This is a genomic window from Streptomyces sp. NBC_00271, assembly GCF_036178845.1.
Lineage (GTDB): Bacteria > Actinomycetota > Actinomycetes > Streptomycetales > Streptomycetaceae > Streptomyces.
In genome coordinates, this window is the sequence record NZ_CP108070.1 from 1008573 (window position 1) to 1027791 (window position 19219).

Below are 19219 nucleotides of genomic sequence, written 5' to 3' on the forward strand. Positions count from 1 at the left end.
GGCGCCTCGCCGAAGTTCCACCGATGATGTGCGCCCCACAACGAGGTGTCAACCCGTCACGGCTGGTGTGAACCACCCCTGGAATCACTCCCGTTGGAGACATTGACGGCACCCCACCAAGCCGGTTCACTGCCTCCCGGACAGGTATGGACCAGCGCCCGCCCCCCGCCCGGCTCAGTGAGACCCAACCGGCGTCCCCACACCCTGAAATCGAGGCGAGTTCCGGTGCCCTCACCCCACTCCGACATCGTTGTCAGACCACGGCTTCTCAGCTTCCTGCTGACGGCCGCTCTCGCGTTCGTGGCACTGGTCCCGGTCGCGATGCCCGCGTCCGCCGCGACCCAGGTGTGCGTACTGACCTGTGACACGCTGGACCCCTCACAGGCCCGGCAGGAGAGCTTCCCGGTGCCGAACAAGGACCTCAACGGCCGTCGCCTCGAACTGCACGTCTCCGACGCGGACGACATGGCCTGGGCCAGCATCGACAACGGCGTGACCGGCGACTCGGTGTGGCTGGACCGCTCCTGGGACGGCGGCGTCACCTGGGAAGGACTGCTCGGCAAGGCGAGCATCCCGGGGACCTGGACCGGTACCAGGACGCTGATGTACAACATCACCGATCCTCGCAACCACCGGCGCGGGCTCGTGCGGGCCTGCGGCGACGCCGCAGGGGTCGGCTGTACGAACTGGGCCTACCCCACGGTCTGCGACACGCTCTGCGACGGCACCGACGCGGGCAAGGCGGCCGGCGACGACCAGCCGGTGCCGTCGACCACCCTCTACGGCCGCACGATCCGGCTGCACGTCGACCAGATGAACTCCATGGCCTGGGCGAGCATCGACACCGGTGGCGCCGGCGACGAGATCTGGCTCGACCGTTCGTGGGACGGCGGCTCGACCTGGCCGGACGGCTCCTCACTCGGCCGCACCAGCACCCCGTCCGGGGCCACCGGGACCCGTACCGCGATGTACGCCACCCGCGATCCGCGTGGGCTCCTCTACGGCGGCGCCGTCCGCGCCTGCGGCCGGGAGGCGAGCCACAACGAGGGCAGTTGCACCACGTGGGTCAGGCCCGTGCCGACCAGGACACGCGCGGCGGCCGACGCGCTGATGTCCTCGTACGACCCCTACAACGGCTGGTGGCCGAGCAGTTGGTGGAACTCCGCCGCCACCCTCACCGCGCTCGTCGACTCCTCCCGGGCCACCGGCAGGCACGACTACGACTGGGTCATCGCGCGCACCTTCGACCAGAACAAGGGCACCTTCGCGGCCGGTGTGCGCAGTTCGGACGCGATCGAGGGCGACTTCATCAGCCGTTCCATCGACGACTCGGGCTGGTGGGCCATCGCCTGGATCGACGCGTACGACTACACCGGTGACTCCCGCTATCTGAACGAGGCGGTCACCATCGCCAACTACGTCCAGCAGTACTGGGACCCCGGCACCTGCGGGGGTGGCGTGTGGTGGGACCGCGAGCGCACCTACAAGAACGCCGTGACGAACGGGCAGTACCTCTGGCTGACCACGGCGCTGCACCAGCGCATCCCGGGCGACACCGTGTGGCTTCAGCGGGCCAAGACATCCGCCGCCTGGTACCGGTCCAGCGGGGTGATCAACTCCTCCGGTCTGGTGAACGACGGGCTGACCTCCGCCTGCGCCAACAACGGCTCCACCGTGTGGAGTTACAACCAGGGACTGGCCATCGGCGGCTTCACCGAACTGTGGAAGACGACCGGGGACAGCTCGCTGCTGACCACCGCGCGCACCCTGGCCGACGCCGCGATCAGCAGCCCGACGCTGACCTCCGGCGGAGTGCTCACCGAGTCCTGCGACGTCGGTTCGGCGTCCTGCGACGACAACCAGAAGCAGTTCAAGGGCATCTTCATGCGGAACTTCGCCGACCTCGCGAAGGCCACCGGGTCCGGCACCTACCAGAGTTACGTCCAGAAGCAGGCCGACACGCTGTGGGCGCGGGACCGTAGCTCCCTCAGCGCCCTCGGCGAACGCTGGGCCGGTACCAGCCCCAACCAGACCGACTGGCGTACCCAGGCCGGCGCCCTCGAAGCGCTCACCGCCGCCGCGGGCTGACGACCGGTTCCGGGAGCCGGCTCGCACGCGGATCCCCGGCCTGCGTGCGAGTCGGCGCGCAAGGTGAGTGCCGTACACCTGGGCACAGGGGGGCCTGGTTTCGTTCGCCGGACGCGACCCGACCGACGGCCGAGCAGAGCCGTAAGGAGCTGCCGGCCGCGCCTCGGCGGGCGCGCTCGGCCCTCCACGACGCGACGAGTTCCTCCGGCGCCTCGTCGAACAGCCCCGGCTACGGCCGAGGACCTCGCCCGTAGATCACAGTGATCATGAGATCGGCTTCGTGAGACGTGCGGACAGCGGGCGTTGGCGACCTGCCCGCCACTGGGATCCCGGGCCGTTTCCCACTGTCCGACGGATTCCCGGGGCTGCCCTGCCCGCCGCCAATCCACTCACCGACAACTCTTCTCTCCTTGACAATTTTTTTTGTCGGAGAGATTCTGGAGCGGTGCTGGACGTAGCTGTGATCCAAGAACCCGCCACGGCCGAGCCCGGCTCGGCCGTCATGCCGACCGCCCGCCCGGGGCTGCCCCGACAGAAGGTCAACGACCACCTGAAGGAGCTGGGGCGCATGCCGAGACGGCGGACCGTCCGCCGCTGGACCGACTGGACGGAGACGTGGTCCGGTCGGACGACGAGCACATCGAGGCCCGCGCCGCTGACGGGGCTTCCCGGCTGACATCCGCAGGCGCGTCCGGACGCCCGTCCGCGCGGCCGGCGCCCCGGCCCGGCAGGGACCGCATCGGATAGCGACGGCGCCGCACCAGCCTCCCTCCGGGGCGGCCCGCAAGGAATCCCCACCAGGAGGTCGCCGCCTCGAACGTGGTCGAAGCGACGGCGAGCAATCGAAAACCGCACACCAGAAACCCCTAAGGAGACCAGCATGCGTACCCTGATCAGCTCCGCCTTCATCTCGCTCGACGGCGTCATGGAGGGCCCGGGCGGCGAACCCGGCTACCGCAACTCCGGATGGACCTTCAAGGACGTCGAGTTCGTCCCCGAGGCGTTCGACATCAAGGGGCGGGAACAGCAGGAGTCCACCGCCGTCCTGATGGGCCGGACCAGTTACGAGGCGTTCAGCCCGGTGTGGCCGGACATGAATGAGTTCGCCCACTACAAGACCATGCCGAAGTACGTCGTCTCCACCACCCTCACTGAGGGCAAGCTCGTCTCGAACTGGGGCGAGACCACCATCCTGCGCTCTCTCGACGAGGTCGCCGCTCTCAAGGAGACCGACGGAGGCCCGATCATCGTCCACGGCAGCGTCGCCCTGAACCACAGCCTCGCCGACGCCGGCCTGATCGACCGTTACCACCTGCTCGTCTACCCGCTGCTGCTCGGTGCGGGCAAGCGCCTGTTCCCCGCCACCGACAAGGACACCCAGAAGCTCAAGCTCGTCGAGCACGCCGTGTACTCCAACGGCCTGCAGATGAACGTCCTCGACGTCGTCCGCTGATCAAGCCCCGGGGCTTTCCACGGCGCGGGACGCGATGGAGCACCCCAGGAGCAGAAGAGGCACAGGCCTAGCGATCACGGAATTGCGACGCTCTGTGACCATCGGGAAGGCCTGTGCCTGCACTGCCATCATGGCTGTGCTTCAGCTGATGCGAGCTCCTGCGCCTGTGACACGGACGCGCGTGTCTCCCGCGCGCAGCGTCACGGTGAGCTCGCCGGGGCGGCCCAGGTCCGCGCCCTGGTGCAGGGTGAGGACGGCGTCCTCGGGGACCAGGCCGAGATCACGGGCGTAAGCACCGAACGCGGCGGCCGCGGCGCCGGTCGCCGGGTCCTCGACGACGCCGCCGACGGGGAAGGGGTCACGGACATGGAAGACGGTGGCCGACTCCCGCCACACCAGCTGGACTGTGGTCAGGTCCAAGCGGTGCATCAGGGCTTCGAGGCGCGCGAAGTCGTAGGCGAGATCTGCGAGGCGGGCGCGCATCGCCGCCGCGAGAACGAGATGGCGGGCACCGGCGAAGGCGATCCGAGGCGGGAAGGCGGGGTCTAGATCGGCGGTCGGCCAGCCGAGCGCGGCGAGCGCCTCCGTGAGGTCGGCGGCGGCGATCTCCTCGATGTGCGGCTCGACACTGGTGAGTGTGGCCCGGAGTTTCCCGCCCTCCTCGGCCACTTCCACCGGCACGGTGCCGGCGCGCGTCGCGAAGACCAGTTCCCCGGGGCCTATCCGCTCGGCGAGCGCGACGGCGGTCGCGACGGTGGCGTGCCCGCAGAACGGCACCTCGGCCTTGGGGCTGAAGTAACGGATGCTGTACGCCCGCCCCTCCTGGCCGTCGAGGCCCCCCGGGGGCGCGGTCAGGAACGCGGACTCCGAGTATCCGAGGTCGGCGGCGATGGCCAGCATGTCGCTGTCGTCCAGGGCGGTGGCGTCCAGAACGACACCGGCGGGGTTTCCGCCGTCGGGGTCGCTGGAGAAGGCGGTGTATCGCAGCACCTCGGGCGGCGTATTCGTCGTCATGCTCGTGGCAACGCGGGGCGGGGCCGTGGCTGTTCCCGGACGCGGGTGGAGGCGGAGGTGGGCGCCTGCGGCGGGCCGGCCGTGCAGACCTCGTTCTTCGAGCAGGGCGCGGGTCTTGTTCGAGTCGTAGCCGGCTCTACCTTTCAACCGGTTGGTCCTCCCGTTCGTAGGGTGGGGACACCAGGGGAGGCGGGTGTGGCTTGTAGCCGGCTGCCGTTCGTGGCCTTCGATGCTTGGCCGCCTGCCTCCCCACGACGACTCGGCCGCCGATTGGGAAGTGCGAATGTGTCGCTGTGTAGAGCCTTGCCGGCGAGGTCGTCCGTGGTACGCACTGCAAGTACGACCTGATGGAGCACGATGAGCCGGATATGGGCGGGGACCGACTGCGGCAAGAGCCACCACCACTGCCTGGTCATGAATGCTGATGGCGACACGCTGCTGTCGCGCCGGGTGGCCAACGACGAACCCGAGCTGCTGAAACTGATCGCTGATGTCCTGGACATCGTCGGTGGAGACCGGGCGACCTGGGCGATGGACATGACGGGCGGTGAACCTGCCCTGTTGATCGAGCTGCTGCTCAACCACGGACAGGAACTCGTCTACATCCCTGGCATCGCGGTCAACCGGGCCACCGACAGCTACCGAGGTGTGGGGAAGACCGATGCCCGTGATGCGAGGGTGATCGCGGATCAGGCCCGCATGCGTCGCGATCTGCAACCGATCCGCCCTGGCGACGAGGCCGCCATCGAGCTGCGGCTGCTGACCGAGCACCGCTCCGACCTGGTTGCCGACCGGACCCGGACCGTGAACCGGCTAAAGTCCCTGCTCACCAGCATGTTCCCGGCCCTGGAACGCGCCTTCGACATGGGCACTACCGGTGCTCTGGTCCTGCTCATGGGCTATCAGACACCCGCGGCGATCCGCCGGGCAGGCAAGCGACGCCTTGCGATGTGGCTGCGCAACCGCAAGGTTCGCACCCCCGAGGCCGTCGCGGCCAAAGCGCTGGAAGCCGCCGACCGTCAGCACACCGCCGTGACCGGGGAGAAGGCCATCGCGAAGATGGTCCACACTCTGGCGAAGGAGGTGATGACCCTCAACGAGAAGATCGCCGAGACCGACAAGCTCATCGAGGGTCGGTTTCGCGAACACGAACTCGCCGAGGTGATCACGTCGATGCCTGGCATCGGGCCGATCCTCGGAGCCGAGTTCCTCGCCGCGACCGGCGGCAGCTTGGATGCCTTCCTCACCGCTGACCGACTCGCGACCTTCGCCGGGGTGGCACCCGCACCCAAGGACTCCGGCCAGGTCAGCGACAACCACCACCGCCCCCGGCGGTATCACCGACGGCTGCAACGCGTCTTCTTCCAGTCCGCCATGGTCAGCATCCGCTGGGATCCCAACTCCCGCCGCTTCTACGACCGCAAGAGAGCCGAGGGCAAACACCATGTCCAGGCCGTGCTCGCTCTCGCACGCCGACGCGTCAATGTGATCTGGGCTCTGATTCGTGACCGACGGTGTTACACCGTCACACCACCAGTCACTCATGCCGCTTGACTTCCAGATTGGGAAGCATCCAGGTGCACCGTGATGTCGTCGGGCAGCGGCCCGAGCTCGTCCGGGCGGTCCAACGTGGGGGCCGGCAGCGGAGATTCATGACAGTTCGCCCGGGCGAGGACACGGCCGATGGGGATGCCGTACCCATCGGTCATGCCGAAGCGCTTCAGGCCTTGTCTGCCCCGGTCGACCGGGGATCGTCCGGCAACCTCGCTGCCGCCGAGGGCCTTGGTGATGGGACCGTCGACGGCGATACGATCCAGCACGAGACGACGACGTTGTCATAGGACTTGAGCGCGATGTGCTGGAGCCGCGCGAAGACGCCAAGTCGCATCCACTCGTCGCGCCGGTTGCGGATCGTGCTGGCCGAGCAGGCCGTGTCGGCGTTGCTTCGTAGGAGAAGCCGAATCGCAAGAGTCGCAGGAGGGGCGCAACCTCTAAGTCCGTCTTGCCTTGGCAGGCGGCTTCGGCGATCAGGCCCTCCAACAGGGCGGTGAAGACACCGGCGTTCCGCCAGACCCGGAAGCGCCTGCGCGTCGCGATCGTCTTCCTACCGGATCCGCCTTCCAGGCGGATCCGGATCGGCAAGCTGTCAGGACGGCACGGTGGGGCAGCTGGTGCCCCGTGGTGGGACTGCCAGGTCGGTGAGGTAGCTGTCCACGGCGTCCTCCATGCACGGGCCGCTGGTGACGCTGCCGTGCCCCTGGCCCTCGTAGGTGAGGAGCACGCCGCTGCGGCCGAGCTGCCGGGCCACCGAGACCGCCCACGGGTAGCCGGTGGCGGGGTCGTGCAGCGCGTTGGACACCAGGATCGGCGGGGCACCGTGTGCGTCCAGGCGGTGCTGCGGGTTGACGGTCGGCGCGCCCAGACATGCCGCTGCCATGTGGATCGGCAGCAGGTAAGGCAGGTCGGGCGCGGTCATGTTCATCATGGCGACGAGCGAGGCATATTCCTGGTAGTCGCGCACCGGCAGGTGCCAGTCCGAGCAGAAGACCGGGGTGGCCGGATGCAGCGGCGCTGTCGAGGTGGGCGACGCGGGCAGCGGCTTGCTCGCGTCCATCCCCGCGATCGCCGTGGCCAGGCCCGCGTAGTCGGCCTCGTAGAACTTCCGGAACGCGATCTTGTTGACCAGGTCCGAAGACGACAGCGAGGTGCCCGGCTTCGCCGGGTCCTCCAACTCGCCGCGCCCGGCCTGAGCCAACAGGCCCTGCCAGAGGGCGCGTACGTCGCGGCCGTGCAGCGCGCAGTCCGCGGCGCCGTCGCACCACTTCACGAACTCCTGGAATGAATCCTCTGCCGTGGCCGCCTCGGACTGCAGGAAGTCACGGGTGGTCGGGACGCTGTGGTCCATGACGCTCTCCAGCACGATCGCGCGTACCCGGCGCGGGTAGGTCTCGGCGTACTGCGCGCCGAGCAGCGTGCCGTACGAGCTGCCGTGGAAGGTCAGTTTCCGCTCGCCGAGGGCGGCCCGGAGAGCGTCCAGGTCCCGGACCGTCTGGGCGGTGTCAAGGTGGTCGAACACTGGGCCGGTACGGGCCCGGCAGTCGGCACGGAGCTGCCTGTTGTACGCCATGGTGGCGTCGAAGTCCGCCTGGCTCTCCAGCTCCGGTGACGGCCGCTTGGCAAGCAGCTCGCCGGAGCAGGTCACCGGGTTGCTGCCGCCCACGCCGCGCGGGTCGAAGCTGACGATGTCGAACCTGCGGCGGACCTCGGGGCTGAACCGGCTGATGCGGCGCACCACCATCTCCACACCCGAGTCGCCCGGCCCGCCGGGGCCGAACACCATCGAGCCGACGCGTGCGCCGGGGTCGGTGGCCTTGCGGCGGGCCACGGCCAGGTCGAGTCTCGGCCCGTCCGGGTGGGCCCAGTCGACCGGCACCGAAAGAGTGGCGCACTCGGCTCCCGGCTTCGCCGGGTCGTCACACGGTGCCCACCGCAGGGCTTCGGTGGCAGACGGCGACGCGTGGACCACGGGAGCGGCGGCGAGACCGGTGATGACGGCCGTGGCGGCTCCCGCGGCCATGGCCGTGCCCCGCGCGGCGATGCGCCGCAGTGCGGATCTGCCCCTGAACGACATGGATCCTCCTCGTGAAGAGAGCGGTTGTGTCAGGCATGCGGACCCGGCCGGGGCACCGTCGTCACGTTAGGCGCACTGTTGCCCATGTGGTGCACCTGTCAGGGGCTTCTCCGGGTCGGGTCGGGGTCCGCTCAGGGGCGATCGGGGCGCAGGGCGGAAAACGGTCAGGGTTGGGTCAGGGGCAGGCTCCGTCGCAGTCCCGGTCGGCCCGTCGGCCACGACGCCGACGCCGGCCTCGGCCCACTCCTACGCGCCTCGACGATCTGGATCAAAGTCCTCACCCGGACCACCCATTGATCACGACTCGATACGCGCCCTAGGAGCGCGCGGGGTCGTCCTGGGAAGCCTCCGCCGCTGCGTCATGCGCCTTTCTCCCCAGGCGGACCTCCTCCACATCGAGCACTTCCTGAACGGTGCGGAGGACGATGTCGTCGATGCGGCCGGTGTCGCGCAGGTCCCTGAGCGTGTCCCGCTTGACCTGAAGCAGGGCGAGTTCGAGGCGCCGCACACTCTCGCGGCATCGCGTGGAGCCGGGAGCGGGGGCCATTCGGTCCTCGATGTCCTGGGCCATGCGGAGGGTGGCCGCCTCAGGGACCCCGAACCGCTGCGCCAACTCCGGTAGGGCGCGCAGGGCGGCGCTGCTCATATGGCAGCGAGAGAGAGTGAGTTCCGCGGTCTTGACCTCGTCCTCGGGGAAGCGGGCCCGGCGGACCACGGTCGGCAGCGTCGGACCGAGGAACGTAAGGGTGACGACGATGACGACGGCCGTGATGAACACGACGGCGTCGCGTTGCTCGACGACATGTCCCTCGGCGGTCACGGCGGGCACGGTCAGCGCCGCGGCCAGCGAGATGGCTCCGCGCATCCCCGCCCACGCCAACGGCAGGCGCTGAGGGGCGGTGATACGGCGGTCCCGCTGCTGAGGACGCCGGTCCAGGAACCTGACCAGATAAGGGACCGAGTAGAACCACAGCAGCCGTGTCCCGAACACAGCGACGCTCACGGCGCAGGCGGCGATCGCCGCCTGCGCCAGGGAGACCGAGGTCAATGCCCTCACCGTGGCGGGTAGTTGGATACCGACGAGGATGAACAACGCGCCGTTGAGCAGGTAACTGGCCACTTCCCAGAAGGCGATGGCCTGGATCCGGGCGTCGGAACCGATGACGCGAGGGCCGAACCGGGTGGTCACAAGGCCGCAGGTGACAACGGCGAGGACGCCGGACACGTGCAGGAGTTCGGCGGGCAGGTAGGCGAGGAAGGGGGTGGCGACACTCAGCGCGCTGTGGAGCAGGGGCGCGGGCAGTCGGCGCCTGACCGGGATCAGGAGCAGTGCGATCGCGACACCGATCACGATTCCGCCGACGTAGGACTCGACGAAGGCGAGCGCCGTACCGGACCAGGAGAAGGGTCGCTCGTCGGTGACGACCTCGATGGTCACGGCCAGCAGGACCAGAGCGGTACCGTCGTTCAGCAGGCTTTCGGCGCGCAGCACGGTCAGGATGCGGCGTGGCATGGCCTTGGCCACGGCGGCGACGGCGACCGCGGTGGCCAGCACCAGCCCGGTGAGCCTGTAGGGCGATGCTGCGGAAGTTGTTGCGGATCTCGCGCACCGAGGAGGTCAGTGCCTCCCAATACAGCAGGGCGGGAAGAAAGAGGAACAGGACGACCTCGGGGGACAGCGCGAACCCGGCGAAGGGCGGTGTCAGTCCTGCGAGGCAGCCCGCGCCGAGCAGCAGCAGCGGTTCACTCAGGCCCGTACGTCGCGACAGCCAGCCCATCGCCAGTACACCGACGGCGACGACAACGATCAGTTCCAGGCTTTCCACGCCGGTGCCGTTCGTGTTCATGGCTCCACGGTCGCGCCGCGACGCACGGGTAACCAGGCCACGACTTTCTCAGGAGCTGCGTTCCTGGGAGTCCCGCACCCACCCTCTGGAGGGTTCGGCGTGGATGAGCCTTGCGAGGTGGTGGCCGGAGTGGGTGGGCGTCCGGCGAAGGGCGATGAGTGCGGCGTCGTCGCCGAGGCGTCCGCCGACGTGGGCGAGGAGGTCACGCCGGATGTGACGCAGAAGCGGTTCGGGGCCGCACTCGGTCCACTGGGCGGCTCGTTCGGCGAACGGATAGAAGTCACCGCGCTGATTGCGCGCTTCGATGACACCGTCGGTGTAGAGCAGGAGGGTTTCCCCGGCTTCGAAGGTGAACACGTCCAGCGTGCGCGGCGATGGGCCCAGGGCGCCGACTCCCAGCGGGGGCGCGGGGTGCAGCCTCAGGGTGGTGACGGAGTGTTCCGGGCTGAGGAGCAGGGGCGCGGGGTGCCCGCAGCTGGTCATCCTGACGATGGCGGCATCGTCGGGGACCTCCAGCAACAGGGCGGTGACGAAGCGCTCCTCGGCCCCGGCCTCGTCCTCCGGCGGGGTGAATTCGCCGTGGTAGCGGCCGACGCTCCGTTCCAGCGCGTCCGTCAGCGCGGTGAGGCCGGCGTGCTGATGGGAGGCTTCGCGGAACGCGCCGAGCAGCAGGGCGGCCTCTCCGATGGCCGCCAAGCCCTTGCCTCGGACATCTCCGATGAGCACGCGCGTGGCGTCGTCGGTACGCGTGACGGCGTACAGGTCTCCACCGATCTCGGCCTCGTCCTCGGCGGCCAGATATACCGACGCCGTACGCAGGGGGCCGATCCCGCTGGGCAGCGGCCACAGCAGTACGTGCTGTGCGGCCTCGGCGACCGATCTCACCTGGGCCAGTTCCCGTCCGTGTCGCTCGCGCACCACGGAGTAGCCCACGATCAGAAGGCTCAGTACGGCGAGGGCGACCATCTGCACGACGACGTTGCGCGAGAAGAGGATGCCGTCGTGCAGGGCGATGCCTGCCAGGGCCGCGAGCGCCAGGACGCCGATCGCCCCGGTCAGCCGGGGACCGGCGAAGGATGCGGTGATCGCCGGCGCGATCACCAGCAGCGGGCCCAGGTGGATGTCGGCCGGGGCAACGATGTCGACGACCGTGATCATCACGATGAACAGGACGGGGATCGCCAGCATTACATGCTTCGACGGCCCCGGGCCGAAGCCGGCAAAGCGATTCCAGATCCCCACATGTTCCACAGTGCACCGCCCCAGGACAGCTTGCGAGCGCAGCCAAGAACTCTCGGCAATGCGCAGGTAAAACTGCCGAGCGCGTCCCGCACGCGCCGGACCACGCGTCGACGGGACCGACCCCGCGCCGGCGCCGGCGCGGGGTCGGCAGGGCTGCCGCCCGGCCGCCCACCGCATGCGACCCGGGGGCTCACGCTGCCCGTCCGGCGTCGCGTTCACCACGGTGGCCGCCCGGTCGGACACGGAACGCGACCACCTCCGCGACCACGCGCGAGGTCGGATCAGTCGAGGAGGAGGGGATTCGGCAGGGTGGCCTCGGGGTGCATGCGCAGGAGGGTGTGGAGTACTCCTGAGAGGCCGGACATGAGGCTGGGCGAGAACGCCTCGCGGGCCAGGCCGCCGACCGGACCGCGTTGCTCGAGGCCGGTGAGGATTTCGGCATCGAGGTCGGAGGGGTCGCCGAAGTCCATGGACGTGAGGAATTCCCAGAGGCCGAGGTCGCCGTGGCACAGGGTATGGCTCCAGCCGAAGCCCTCGGCGGCGCAGGCATGTGCGGCCCGACGGGCCATGTCGAGGTGGGTGGGATCGCCCGTGCGCCGGTGGAGGTCGAGCATGCCGATGCCCACTCCCGCGCTGCCGTGGCACCAGCTGGTGAAGAAGTCCTCCTCGGCGCCGATGCGGACGTCGAGCCAGTTGCCGTGCTCGGGCTGGTAGAGGGACTCCTGATAGGCGAAGGCCCGCTCGGCGAGGTGGATCCAGTCGCGCCGTTCGACCGCGGAGCCCGCGTCGCCGAGCGCGAGCCGGGTCAGCGCCCAGCCGATGCCGGTGGCGCCGTGGGCGAAGCCGCCGATGCCCTCGGGGTTGAGCCGGGTCGTCCAGCGGGCGCCGCTCGCGTCGCGGGTGGCCAGCCCGGTCAGTCGGCGGCCGATGTGCGCGGCGGCGCCGAGCCAGCGGTCCTGCCCGGTCGCCGCGGCCAGGTTGAGCAGGGGAACGACCGCGCCTGCCGCCCCGTTGAGGAGGTCCACCTCGACGTCGTCCTCGACCAGTCGGCCCTCCGCGAGCAGCAGGGCCCTCGAGGCGGCCCGCTCCAGCAGCCAGTCCTCACCGAGCACCCGGTGCAGCGCCAGCCACGTCCACACCTGCGACGCGGCACCGCTGAACGCCCCGGGTGACGGCGTCGGTGTCCGGTCCTCGGTGCCGACCAGGACCCGCAGCGCCCCCTCGAACATCTCGGCGACGCCCGGCACCTCCTCCGCCCGCCCGGCCCGCACCTCGGTCACGTACTCCGCGAGTGTCAGCGCCACCCCGCCCTGCCCGGTGTAGAGGTCGGCGGGCAGCACCCTGATCGACCACCCCGCGGGGGTGAAGACGGGGCTGATCCAGGTGACCGTACCGTCCTCACCCCGCACCGCCCCGTCGCACAGCCGCCGTACCATCTGCGCGGCCAGGTCGCGGCGGCGGCGCTCGCGGTCCCGGGCGTGCGGGTCGCGGGCGGCGGCCTGCGTCCGCGTGGGCAGCGAACGCTCGTTGAGGTACGCGCCGACCAGCGCGTCCTGGATCACCGCCTCCTCCAGCGCCAGGTCGGCGGTGCGCCAGTCCTCCACGGTGGTCCGTACGGCGGCCGAGTCCACGGTGAAGGTGAACATCGGCACGTCACCGGCCAACAGGTCCGCGATCTCGCCGTCGATGGCCGCACGCTCGGTCGGCGCACCGGGCAGCACCTCGGCGTTGCGCCGCAGGATGTCCCGGGCCCGTTCGACCGCCGCCGCCTCGTCGTGCAACGACGCGGGGTGCCAGAGCATCCGGCCGATGTCGACGTACGCCTGCGTCGGCCGCAGGATCCGCCGCGCCTGGGCGCCTTCGAACCGGCGCAGCAGCCGGTGCGGTTCGGTCCCGGGCCGACGCAGGTGCGCGGTCATCTCGCGGAAGCCGGCCAGAATCCGGTCCCAGTACGCGCTCAGCACGGGAGTGGGGCTGGGGTGGTTGCCCGCGGTGGGCATCGCCACCAGGTCCACCTGGAATCGGGCCGCCGCGGTGCCGGCGTCCGCGATCACCGGGTTCGGGATCAGCGGCTGCTGGCCGGGCAGCGACCCGACTCCGGAGATGTCGACCCCGCCGAGCGCGAAGCCGGTGCCGCGTACGGGCAGCAGTCCGGTACGCAGGACCGTGCGGCGGATGGCCGCCGCGGCCACGTCCACCGCGTCGCCGCGGCCGCTGGGCGGGAAGGGCGCGGGGGCGTCGAAGAGCGTCTCGGCGTCCACGATCACGGGCACCGGACCCGCGGCGATCATGTTCTCCGCGTGCATGTCGGTGCCGCCGGTGAAGCGGAGGACGGCCAGCCAGTGCCCTACGTTCCGGTAGAACGCGGCGAGTTCGGCCTCGCCCGTGCAGTAGCGGTGGCGGACGAACTCGGCCCAGCCGTAGCCCTCGCGTGCTTGTGTCCGCGGCACCCGGATGCGCTCGTCGGGCGACGGCGCGCCGGGGAAGTCCGCGTAGAGCTCGTCCAGCAGCGCGCCCAGCGCCACGTCGGATTCGGACGGCCGGGGCTTGTACATGACGCTCCCGCCGGCGAAGTCGACCCGACTGACCGTCAGGCCGCCCCGGTGGGTGTCGCCCGCCCCGAACGTGACGGCTCGCATCTCCCCCGCGGGTCCCCCCAGCAGCGGCCGCAGCACTTCGCGGTCCGCGGCGAGCCGTTCCGCGAACCCGGCCGTCGCCGCCACCGACAGCCGCGCCACCGACGCGATCCGCGGGCCGACGTTCGGGTATCGGCCGGCCAGCCGGTCGAGATAGCGCTCCTCCCCGGCCTGCTCCAGGAACGCGGTCCACGTCTGCGTGTCGGATCCCGCCCCCGTCCCCGCGTTCTCGGCGTGGCGTCCGCCGCCCGCTGTCATGCGCAGCGCGTGCAGTTCGATCAGGAACAGGCGGGACAGTTTCGCGTGCAGGGACCTGAGCAGGGCGGTGTGGCCGGCTGCCAGTACCGCTTCCTGTTCTTCCCGGCTCAGGGCGTCAATGGAGGCCAGCCGCCGGGCCAGCTCTTCCCGCCAAGGGCGGGCGATGGTCCGAACGGGTCCGGCGAACCATTCCGCCTCGTCCCGCCTCCCCGGCTCCCCCGACTTCTCCGGCCTTTCCGATCTTTCCGGCGCCGATCCGCTCACCGTCCACCCTCCCATTCCGCCGTGAACTCGCTTCTTGCGGTCGTTCCGAGGGAGCGCGGGCAACTGTGCGACCAGCCCGGACCCGTCCGCACCCGGCAGCAACCGGCCGAGCCGGAAACCCCCGCGTCCCCGACGCGCGCGGGGCGGGCGGCAACCAACTCGGCAGGCTGCGGCGCGTTCCCGGGTGCGGACGCGTCGTGGCTTGGCGCGCGGTTTCCCACGCTCCGGCTTTATGAACCGCACTCCGCAGGGGAGCCCCCGAAGAGGCGTACTCCGCAGGCGATACGGTCGATAGGCGCGCCCTGGAGAGGGCACTCAGCGGGCAGGCCCTCCGCAAAGGGCCCTGGAGTCACCGCAGGCGGTCAGCAACACCAGCTGCCGTGCGACCCACTCGGGCTGGAACAGAAGCCGTAGAGGGAGTCGCTCGGGTCGGTGAGCGCGGCCTCGGCGGCGGCGCCGCCGACGTAGAGGGGCCCGGCGGGGTTGGTCTGGCCGTACGCGCTCTCGGCGCCCGCCAGCCAGGCATCGAGCACGGCAGTGGTGGCAACGCTGGTCTGGGGCATGAGAGACCTCCGGTGGATGCGTGGATTGGGGCGGATTGCCCAGCCCTGAGTATCGCCGGGTTCGAACACCCGTCAGACGTCCAATCTGGCCAAAGCCATGTGGTGTTCATGCGCCCTGCCGCCTTCTACGGGACGGGTGGGACGGTCGCACGGCCGAGCGCCGACCGGGCGGGCGCAGCGGACGCCGAGCCTCCGACTCCCAGCTCCGGCCTGGGCTGCCCGTCGCCGTATCCGGGCACCGACACATGTCGGAACGTCCTGACAAACCTGTTGACGCCCCGCCCTGTACGGAGGCGCCGCATGAAGATCGCCCTCGGCCCCTACATGTTCCGCGCCCTGCCGCTCGATGAGATGGTCCGCACGGTCGCCGAACTCGGCTATCAATACATCGAGTTGTCCCCGCGCGACGACTTCATGCCGTTCTTCCTGCACCCACGGGTGGACGACGAGCGTGTGGCCGACTTGAAGAACTCACTGCGCAGGCACAGTGTTCAGCTCTCCTCCGTACTACATCCTCAACCCGCCGGGCACCCCGGCCCGCATCCACCAACACCTCGACATCGGCCGGGCGAGGTGGACTGGGACGCCTTCTTCGGCACACTCCGGGAACTGAACTTCGACGGCGTCGCCACCGCGTGCGTCTTCGCCTGGGAGGAACGTGACAAGGAATCCTCCGCGTTCATGCTGGACCGCATCGGCAAGGAGCTCTCCCGCGTAACGCGAGCGACCCACCGTGCCCCGGCGGTCGGAAGACCGCCGGGGCACGGTGGGAGCGGAGGGCAACTGAACGCCGACAGGGAGAGGCTGCCGCGATCAGACCGCCGGGGCCGGGTAGGTCGGGTACTCCACTCCGGAGACGTGCTGGACGACGCGGACGACCTGGCAGGAGTAGCCGAACTCGTTGTCGTACCAGAGGTAGAGGATCGCGTTGTCACCTTCGACCTTGGTCGCGCCGGCGTCGACGATCGAGGCGTGACGCGAGCCGATGAAGTCGCTCGAGACCGCGTCGGGGGCGCTGATGAAGTCGATCTGGCGCTTGAGCGGCGAGGTCAGCGAGACATCGCGGAGGTGGTCGAGGACTTCCTCGCGCGTGGTCTCGCGGGCGAGTTGCAGGTTGAGGATGGCGATCGACACGTCCGGTACCGGGACGCGGATGGAGCTGCCGGTGATCTTCGCCTTGAGGTCGGGCAGCGCCTTCGCGACGGCGGAGGCGGCACCGGTCTCGGTGATGACCATGTTGAGCGGCGCCGAACGACCGCGGCGGTCGGAGTTGTGGTAGTTGTCCAGCAGGTTCTGGTCGTTGGTGAACGAGTGGACGGTCTCCACATGGCCACGCAGAACGCCGTACTCGTCCGCCATCGCCTTCAGCGGCGGGACGATCGCGTTGGTGGTGCAGGAGGCGCAGGACATGATCTGCTCGTCCGGCTTGATCGTGTCGTGGTTGACGCCGTGGACGATGTTGGGAACGTCGCCCTTGCCCGGCGCGGTCAGGACGACCTTGGCGATGCCGGGGCGAAGGTGCTGGGACAGGCCCTCGCGGTCACGCCACCTGCCGGTGTTGTCGATGAGGATGGCGTCCTTGATGCCGTACTCCGTGTAGTCCACCGACAGCGGGTCGTCGGAGTAGATCACCTTGATCTCGTTGCCGTTGGCGACGATCTTGCTGTTCGCCTCGTCGACGGTGATCGTGCCCCGGAACTGGCCGTGAATGGAGTCACGCCGCAGCAGCGAGGCGCGCTTGACGATGTCCTGGCCGGCACCCTTGCGGACGACGACGGCACGCAGCCGCAGGCCGTTGCCGGAGCCGGCCTTCTCGATGAGCAGGCGGGCGACGAGGCGGCCGATGCGGCCGAACCCGTAGAGGACGACGTCGCGCGGCTCCTGGCGCTCGATCTTGTTGTCGCCCGTGGCGCCGGCCACGGCCTCGGCGGTGAACTCCGCCACCGACAGACCACGGTCGTCGGACTTGTAGGTCGCGGCGAGCATGCCGATGTCGATCTGCGACGGGCCGAGATCGAGCGTGGTGAGAGCCTGCAGGAACGGCAGCGTCTGGATGACCGAGAGTTCCTCGCCGGCGATCTGCCGGGCGAACCGGTGGGTCTTGAGGATGCTCACCACTGACTTGTTCACCAGGGAACGGCTGTGCAGCAGGACCGTGACGTCCCGCTCCCGGTGCAGCTTCCCGATGATCGGGATCATCGACTCCGCGATCTCCTCGCGGTTGTTCCAGTTGGTGAACGAGTCGTCATTGACAGTCACAGATTCATCTTTCGAGCTAGGTGGCGCTCAGATGGTAGCCCGACGCCGTTTTGATCGTTCGAGCGGGGCCACCTGATCAAGAGGAACGCGCAGCTGAGACGCTCGTACGCTCCCGCGCCGGTGGCGCGGGTCCCGGCGACCGGCGTGCGAGCGCGCCCTCATGGCCGGTCCACCTCGCGCGATGAATGCCCACTTCGAGGGCACGAATGCGCCCCTTTCACGCGGTTCCGACAGCCACCGGTGACTGTTTCGCTTGACATGGGGCGCGCGCTGCCCAACTGCCCGGACCGTCACGAGATTGCTGTCCTGGCGTCCACCTCCCCGGAATCCGTCTTCGACCTCCGCCGCCTCCGTGAACCCACGCCGCACGGCTTCTGACACGCCGCCGGGGCGCCCCTTCGACACGGGTTCAGGTCAGCGGTCCAGCGCACCTTCGGTGCGCGCCGGGGGCGTGGTAAATGCCATCGCGCGCGCTGGAGGTGCTTCTGTCTGCCCTGACGTGGGCTGATGCCGGTCCGAGACGCTGGAGGGGTTCGTTCCGGCCGAAACCGATACTTCTGTGATGCTGGTGAGCTCGCAGGTCAGCGTGGTGCTGGGGGCCGTCCACGGGAACCGTGGAGTGTTGCTGCGAAGCACGTGCGTCAGAATTCCTGATTCACCCTGGCCCTCCCGGAACGGCATACGACAGGTCCGTCGCCAGGGAGGGAGCAAGGTCATGGACGTGCTGCACGAACGCTGCGTGGGCCTCGACATCAGCAAGAAGGACGCCAAGGCGTGCGTCCGCACCCCGAGTACGAAGCGGCGGGGGTCCTTCACGACCGAGACCACGACGTGGGGATCGACGACGAACGCGGTCCTCGCCCTGCGGGATCATCTGCTCGCCGCACGGGTGACGCTGGTGGTGATCGAGGCGACCTCGGACTACTGGAAACCGTTCTACTACGTGCTGGCCTGCGAGTTGAACGTGATCCGCGTCAACGCGCGGCAGGTCAAGAACCTGCCCGGCCGCAAGACGGACGTCTCGGACGCGGCGTGGCTCGCCCAGCTCGGCGCCCACGGCCTGGTGAGGCCCTCCTTCGTGCCGCCCGAGCCGGTCCGCGAACTACGGGACCTCACCCGCGCCCGGACCACCGCCACCCGTGAACGCGGCCGGGCGGTCCAGCGGCTGGAAAAGCTGCTGGAGGACACCGGCATCAAACTCTCCGCAGTCGCCTCCGACATCATGGGCGTCTCCGGCCGGGCCATGCTCGAAGCCCTCATCCGCGGCGAAGGTGACCCGCAGGTCCTCGCGGACCTGGCAAAACGCAGGCTCCGCAACAAAATCCCCGAACTCACCGAGGCCCTGACCGGACGCTTCCGCGAACACCACGCGTTCCTGGCCCGCCTGCATCTGGACCACTACGACCAGCTCACCACGATGATCGACCAGCTCACCGGACGCATCGAGGAGGCGATGGCACCCTTTCGTGGCGCCCTCGACCTGCTCGACACCATCCCCGGGATCAACCGGGCCGTCGCCGAAGTGATCATCGCGGAGACCGGCGGCGACATGAACCGCTTCGCCACCGCCAAACACCTCGCGTCCTGGGCCGGGGTCTGCCCCGGCCACCACGAGTCCGCCGGCCGCACCAAAAGCACCAAAGTCCGGCCCGGCAACCCCTACCTGAAGGGCGCCCTCGGCCTCGCCGCGTTCGGCGCGGTCAGAACCAAAGACACCTATCTGCAGGCCCGTTACAAGCGCCTGACCGCCCGCCGCGGCCCCCTCAGAGCGCTGGTCGCCGTCGAGCACTCGATCATCACCGCGCTCTGGCACATGCTCACCGACAACGTGCCCTACCAGGAACTCGGCGGCACCTACTTCACCCAACGCGACCCCGAACGCGCCACCCGCCGCGCGGTCAACCAGCTCAACCAGCTCGGCTACACCGTCACCCTCAACCCGAGGGAGAACCCCGCCTGACCCG

General features: G+C 69.6%; 12 protein-coding genes and 3 pseudogenes. 6 read left to right on the plus strand and 9 right to left on the minus strand.

What is annotated here, in order from left to right; all coding sequences use genetic code 11:
* Window positions 1-321 precede the first annotated feature (321 nt).
* The 3 genes from OG798_RS05020 to OG798_RS05030 all read left to right on the plus strand — a co-directional run bounded on the left by OG798_RS05020 (window position 322) and on the right by OG798_RS05030 (window position 3541).
* A complete protein-coding gene (locus OG798_RS05020) occupies window positions 322-2088 on the plus strand; it encodes a glycoside hydrolase family 76 protein (protein ID WP_328759983.1) in 1767 nt (588 codons plus the stop codon).
* A gap of 445 nt (window positions 2089-2533) precedes the next feature.
* Window positions 2534-2764, plus strand: a complete 231-nt coding sequence (locus OG798_RS05025) for a hypothetical protein (protein WP_267060508.1) — start codon at window positions 2534-2536, stop codon at window positions 2762-2764.
* Between the two features lie 204 nt (window positions 2765-2968).
* On the plus strand, window positions 2969-3541 hold the full coding sequence (locus OG798_RS05030; RefSeq protein WP_121417588.1) for a dihydrofolate reductase family protein: 573 nt from the start codon (window positions 2969-2971) through the stop codon (window positions 3539-3541).
* 141 nt (window positions 3542-3682) lie between these two features.
* Here the strand turns inward: OG798_RS05030 and OG798_RS05035 are convergent, their stop codons facing one another.
* Complete coding sequence (locus OG798_RS05035) at window positions 3683-4555, minus strand: PhzF family phenazine biosynthesis protein (RefSeq protein ID WP_328759984.1); 873 nt, start codon at window positions 4553-4555, stop codon at window positions 3683-3685.
* A gap of 357 nt (window positions 4556-4912) precedes the next feature.
* Between OG798_RS05035 and OG798_RS05040 the strand changes: the two genes are divergently transcribed.
* Entirely contained in the window at window positions 4913-6109 is a 1197-nt protein-coding gene (locus tag OG798_RS05040) for an IS110 family transposase (RefSeq protein ID WP_267060511.1), read from the plus strand.
* Window positions 6110-6123: 14 nt separating this feature from the next.
* On the opposite strand, the pseudogene OG798_RS05045 reads toward OG798_RS05040, so the two are convergent.
* The 7 genes and pseudogenes from OG798_RS05045 to OG798_RS05075 all read right to left on the minus strand — a co-directional run.
* Window positions 6124-6535, minus strand: a pseudogene (locus OG798_RS05045) (IS5/IS1182 family transposase); the annotation flags it as partial.
* A gap of 166 nt (window positions 6536-6701) precedes the next feature.
* Window positions 6702-8186, minus strand: a complete 1485-nt coding sequence (locus tag OG798_RS05050; protein ID WP_328756417.1) for an alpha/beta hydrolase — start codon at window positions 8184-8186, stop codon at window positions 6702-6704.
* Window positions 8187-8502: 316 nt separating this feature from the next.
* Window positions 8503-9741, minus strand: a complete 1239-nt coding sequence (locus OG798_RS05055) for a Na+/H+ antiporter (protein WP_328756418.1) — start codon at window positions 9739-9741, stop codon at window positions 8503-8505.
* Window positions 9742-9817: 76 nt separating this feature from the next.
* Window positions 9818-10033, minus strand: a pseudogene (locus tag OG798_RS05060) (Na+/H+ antiporter); the annotation flags it as partial.
* Between the two features lie 48 nt (window positions 10034-10081).
* Window positions 10082-11221 carry a PP2C family protein-serine/threonine phosphatase gene (locus OG798_RS05065; protein WP_267060514.1) on the minus strand — a complete coding sequence of 380 codons (1140 nt, stop codon included), beginning with the start codon at window positions 11219-11221 and terminating at the stop codon, window positions 10082-10084.
* Window positions 11222-11556: 335 nt separating this feature from the next.
* On the minus strand, window positions 11557-14433 hold the full coding sequence (locus OG798_RS05070) for a type 2 lanthipeptide synthetase LanM family protein (protein WP_328756419.1): 2877 nt from the start codon (window positions 14431-14433) through the stop codon (window positions 11557-11559).
* Window positions 14434-14795: 362 nt separating this feature from the next.
* Complete coding sequence (locus tag OG798_RS05075) at window positions 14796-14996, minus strand: DUF6229 family protein (protein ID WP_095858363.1); 201 nt, start codon at window positions 14994-14996, stop codon at window positions 14796-14798.
* Between the two features lie 300 nt (window positions 14997-15296).
* On the opposite strand from OG798_RS05075, the pseudogene OG798_RS05080 reads away from it, so the two are divergent.
* A pseudogene (locus OG798_RS05080) lies at window positions 15297-15707 on the plus strand (sugar phosphate isomerase/epimerase family protein); the annotation flags it as partial.
* Between the two features lie 102 nt (window positions 15708-15809).
* Here the strand turns inward: OG798_RS05080 and OG798_RS05085 are convergent.
* The gene (locus tag OG798_RS05085; RefSeq protein WP_095856853.1) at window positions 15810-17255 is read right to left on the minus strand and encodes a glyceraldehyde-3-phosphate dehydrogenase; all 1446 of its coding nucleotides are present in this window, start codon (window positions 17253-17255) and stop codon (window positions 15810-15812) included.
* Between the two features lie 715 nt (window positions 17256-17970).
* Here OG798_RS05085 and OG798_RS05090 point away from each other — a divergent pair.
* Window positions 17971-19215: an IS110 family transposase gene (locus OG798_RS05090; RefSeq protein WP_328756420.1), complete on the plus strand. Its 1245-nt coding sequence runs from the start codon at window positions 17971-17973 to the stop codon at window positions 19213-19215.
* Window positions 19216-19219: the final 4 nt, after the last annotated feature.

Excerpts from the sequence above, each read along its gene's own strand:
- OG798_RS05020 (WP_328759983.1), top strand. The coding sequence starts at position 322 with ATGCCCGCGTCCGCCGCGACCCAGGTGTGCGTACTGACCTGTGACACG.
- OG798_RS05030 (WP_121417588.1), top strand. The coding sequence starts at position 2,969 with ATGCGTACCCTGATCAGCTCCGCCTTCATCTCGCTCGACGGCGTCATG.
- OG798_RS05035 (WP_328759984.1), bottom strand. The coding sequence starts at position 4,555 with ATGACGACGAATACGCCGCCCGAGGTGCTGCGATACACCGCCTTCTCC.
- OG798_RS05040 (WP_267060511.1), top strand. The coding sequence starts at position 4,913 with ATGAGCCGGATATGGGCGGGGACCGACTGCGGCAAGAGCCACCACCAC.
- OG798_RS05050 (WP_328756417.1), bottom strand. The coding sequence starts at position 8,186 with ATGTCGTTCAGGGGCAGATCCGCACTGCGGCGCATCGCCGCGCGGGGC.
- OG798_RS05065 (WP_267060514.1), bottom strand. The coding sequence starts at position 11,221 with ATGCTGGCGATCCCCGTCCTGTTCATCGTGATGATCACGGTCGTCGAC.
- OG798_RS05075 (WP_095858363.1), bottom strand. The coding sequence starts at position 14,996 with ATGCCCCAGACCAGCGTTGCCACCACTGCCGTGCTCGATGCCTGGCTG.
- OG798_RS05090 (WP_328756420.1), top strand. The coding sequence starts at position 17,971 with ATGGACGTGCTGCACGAACGCTGCGTGGGCCTCGACATCAGCAAGAAG.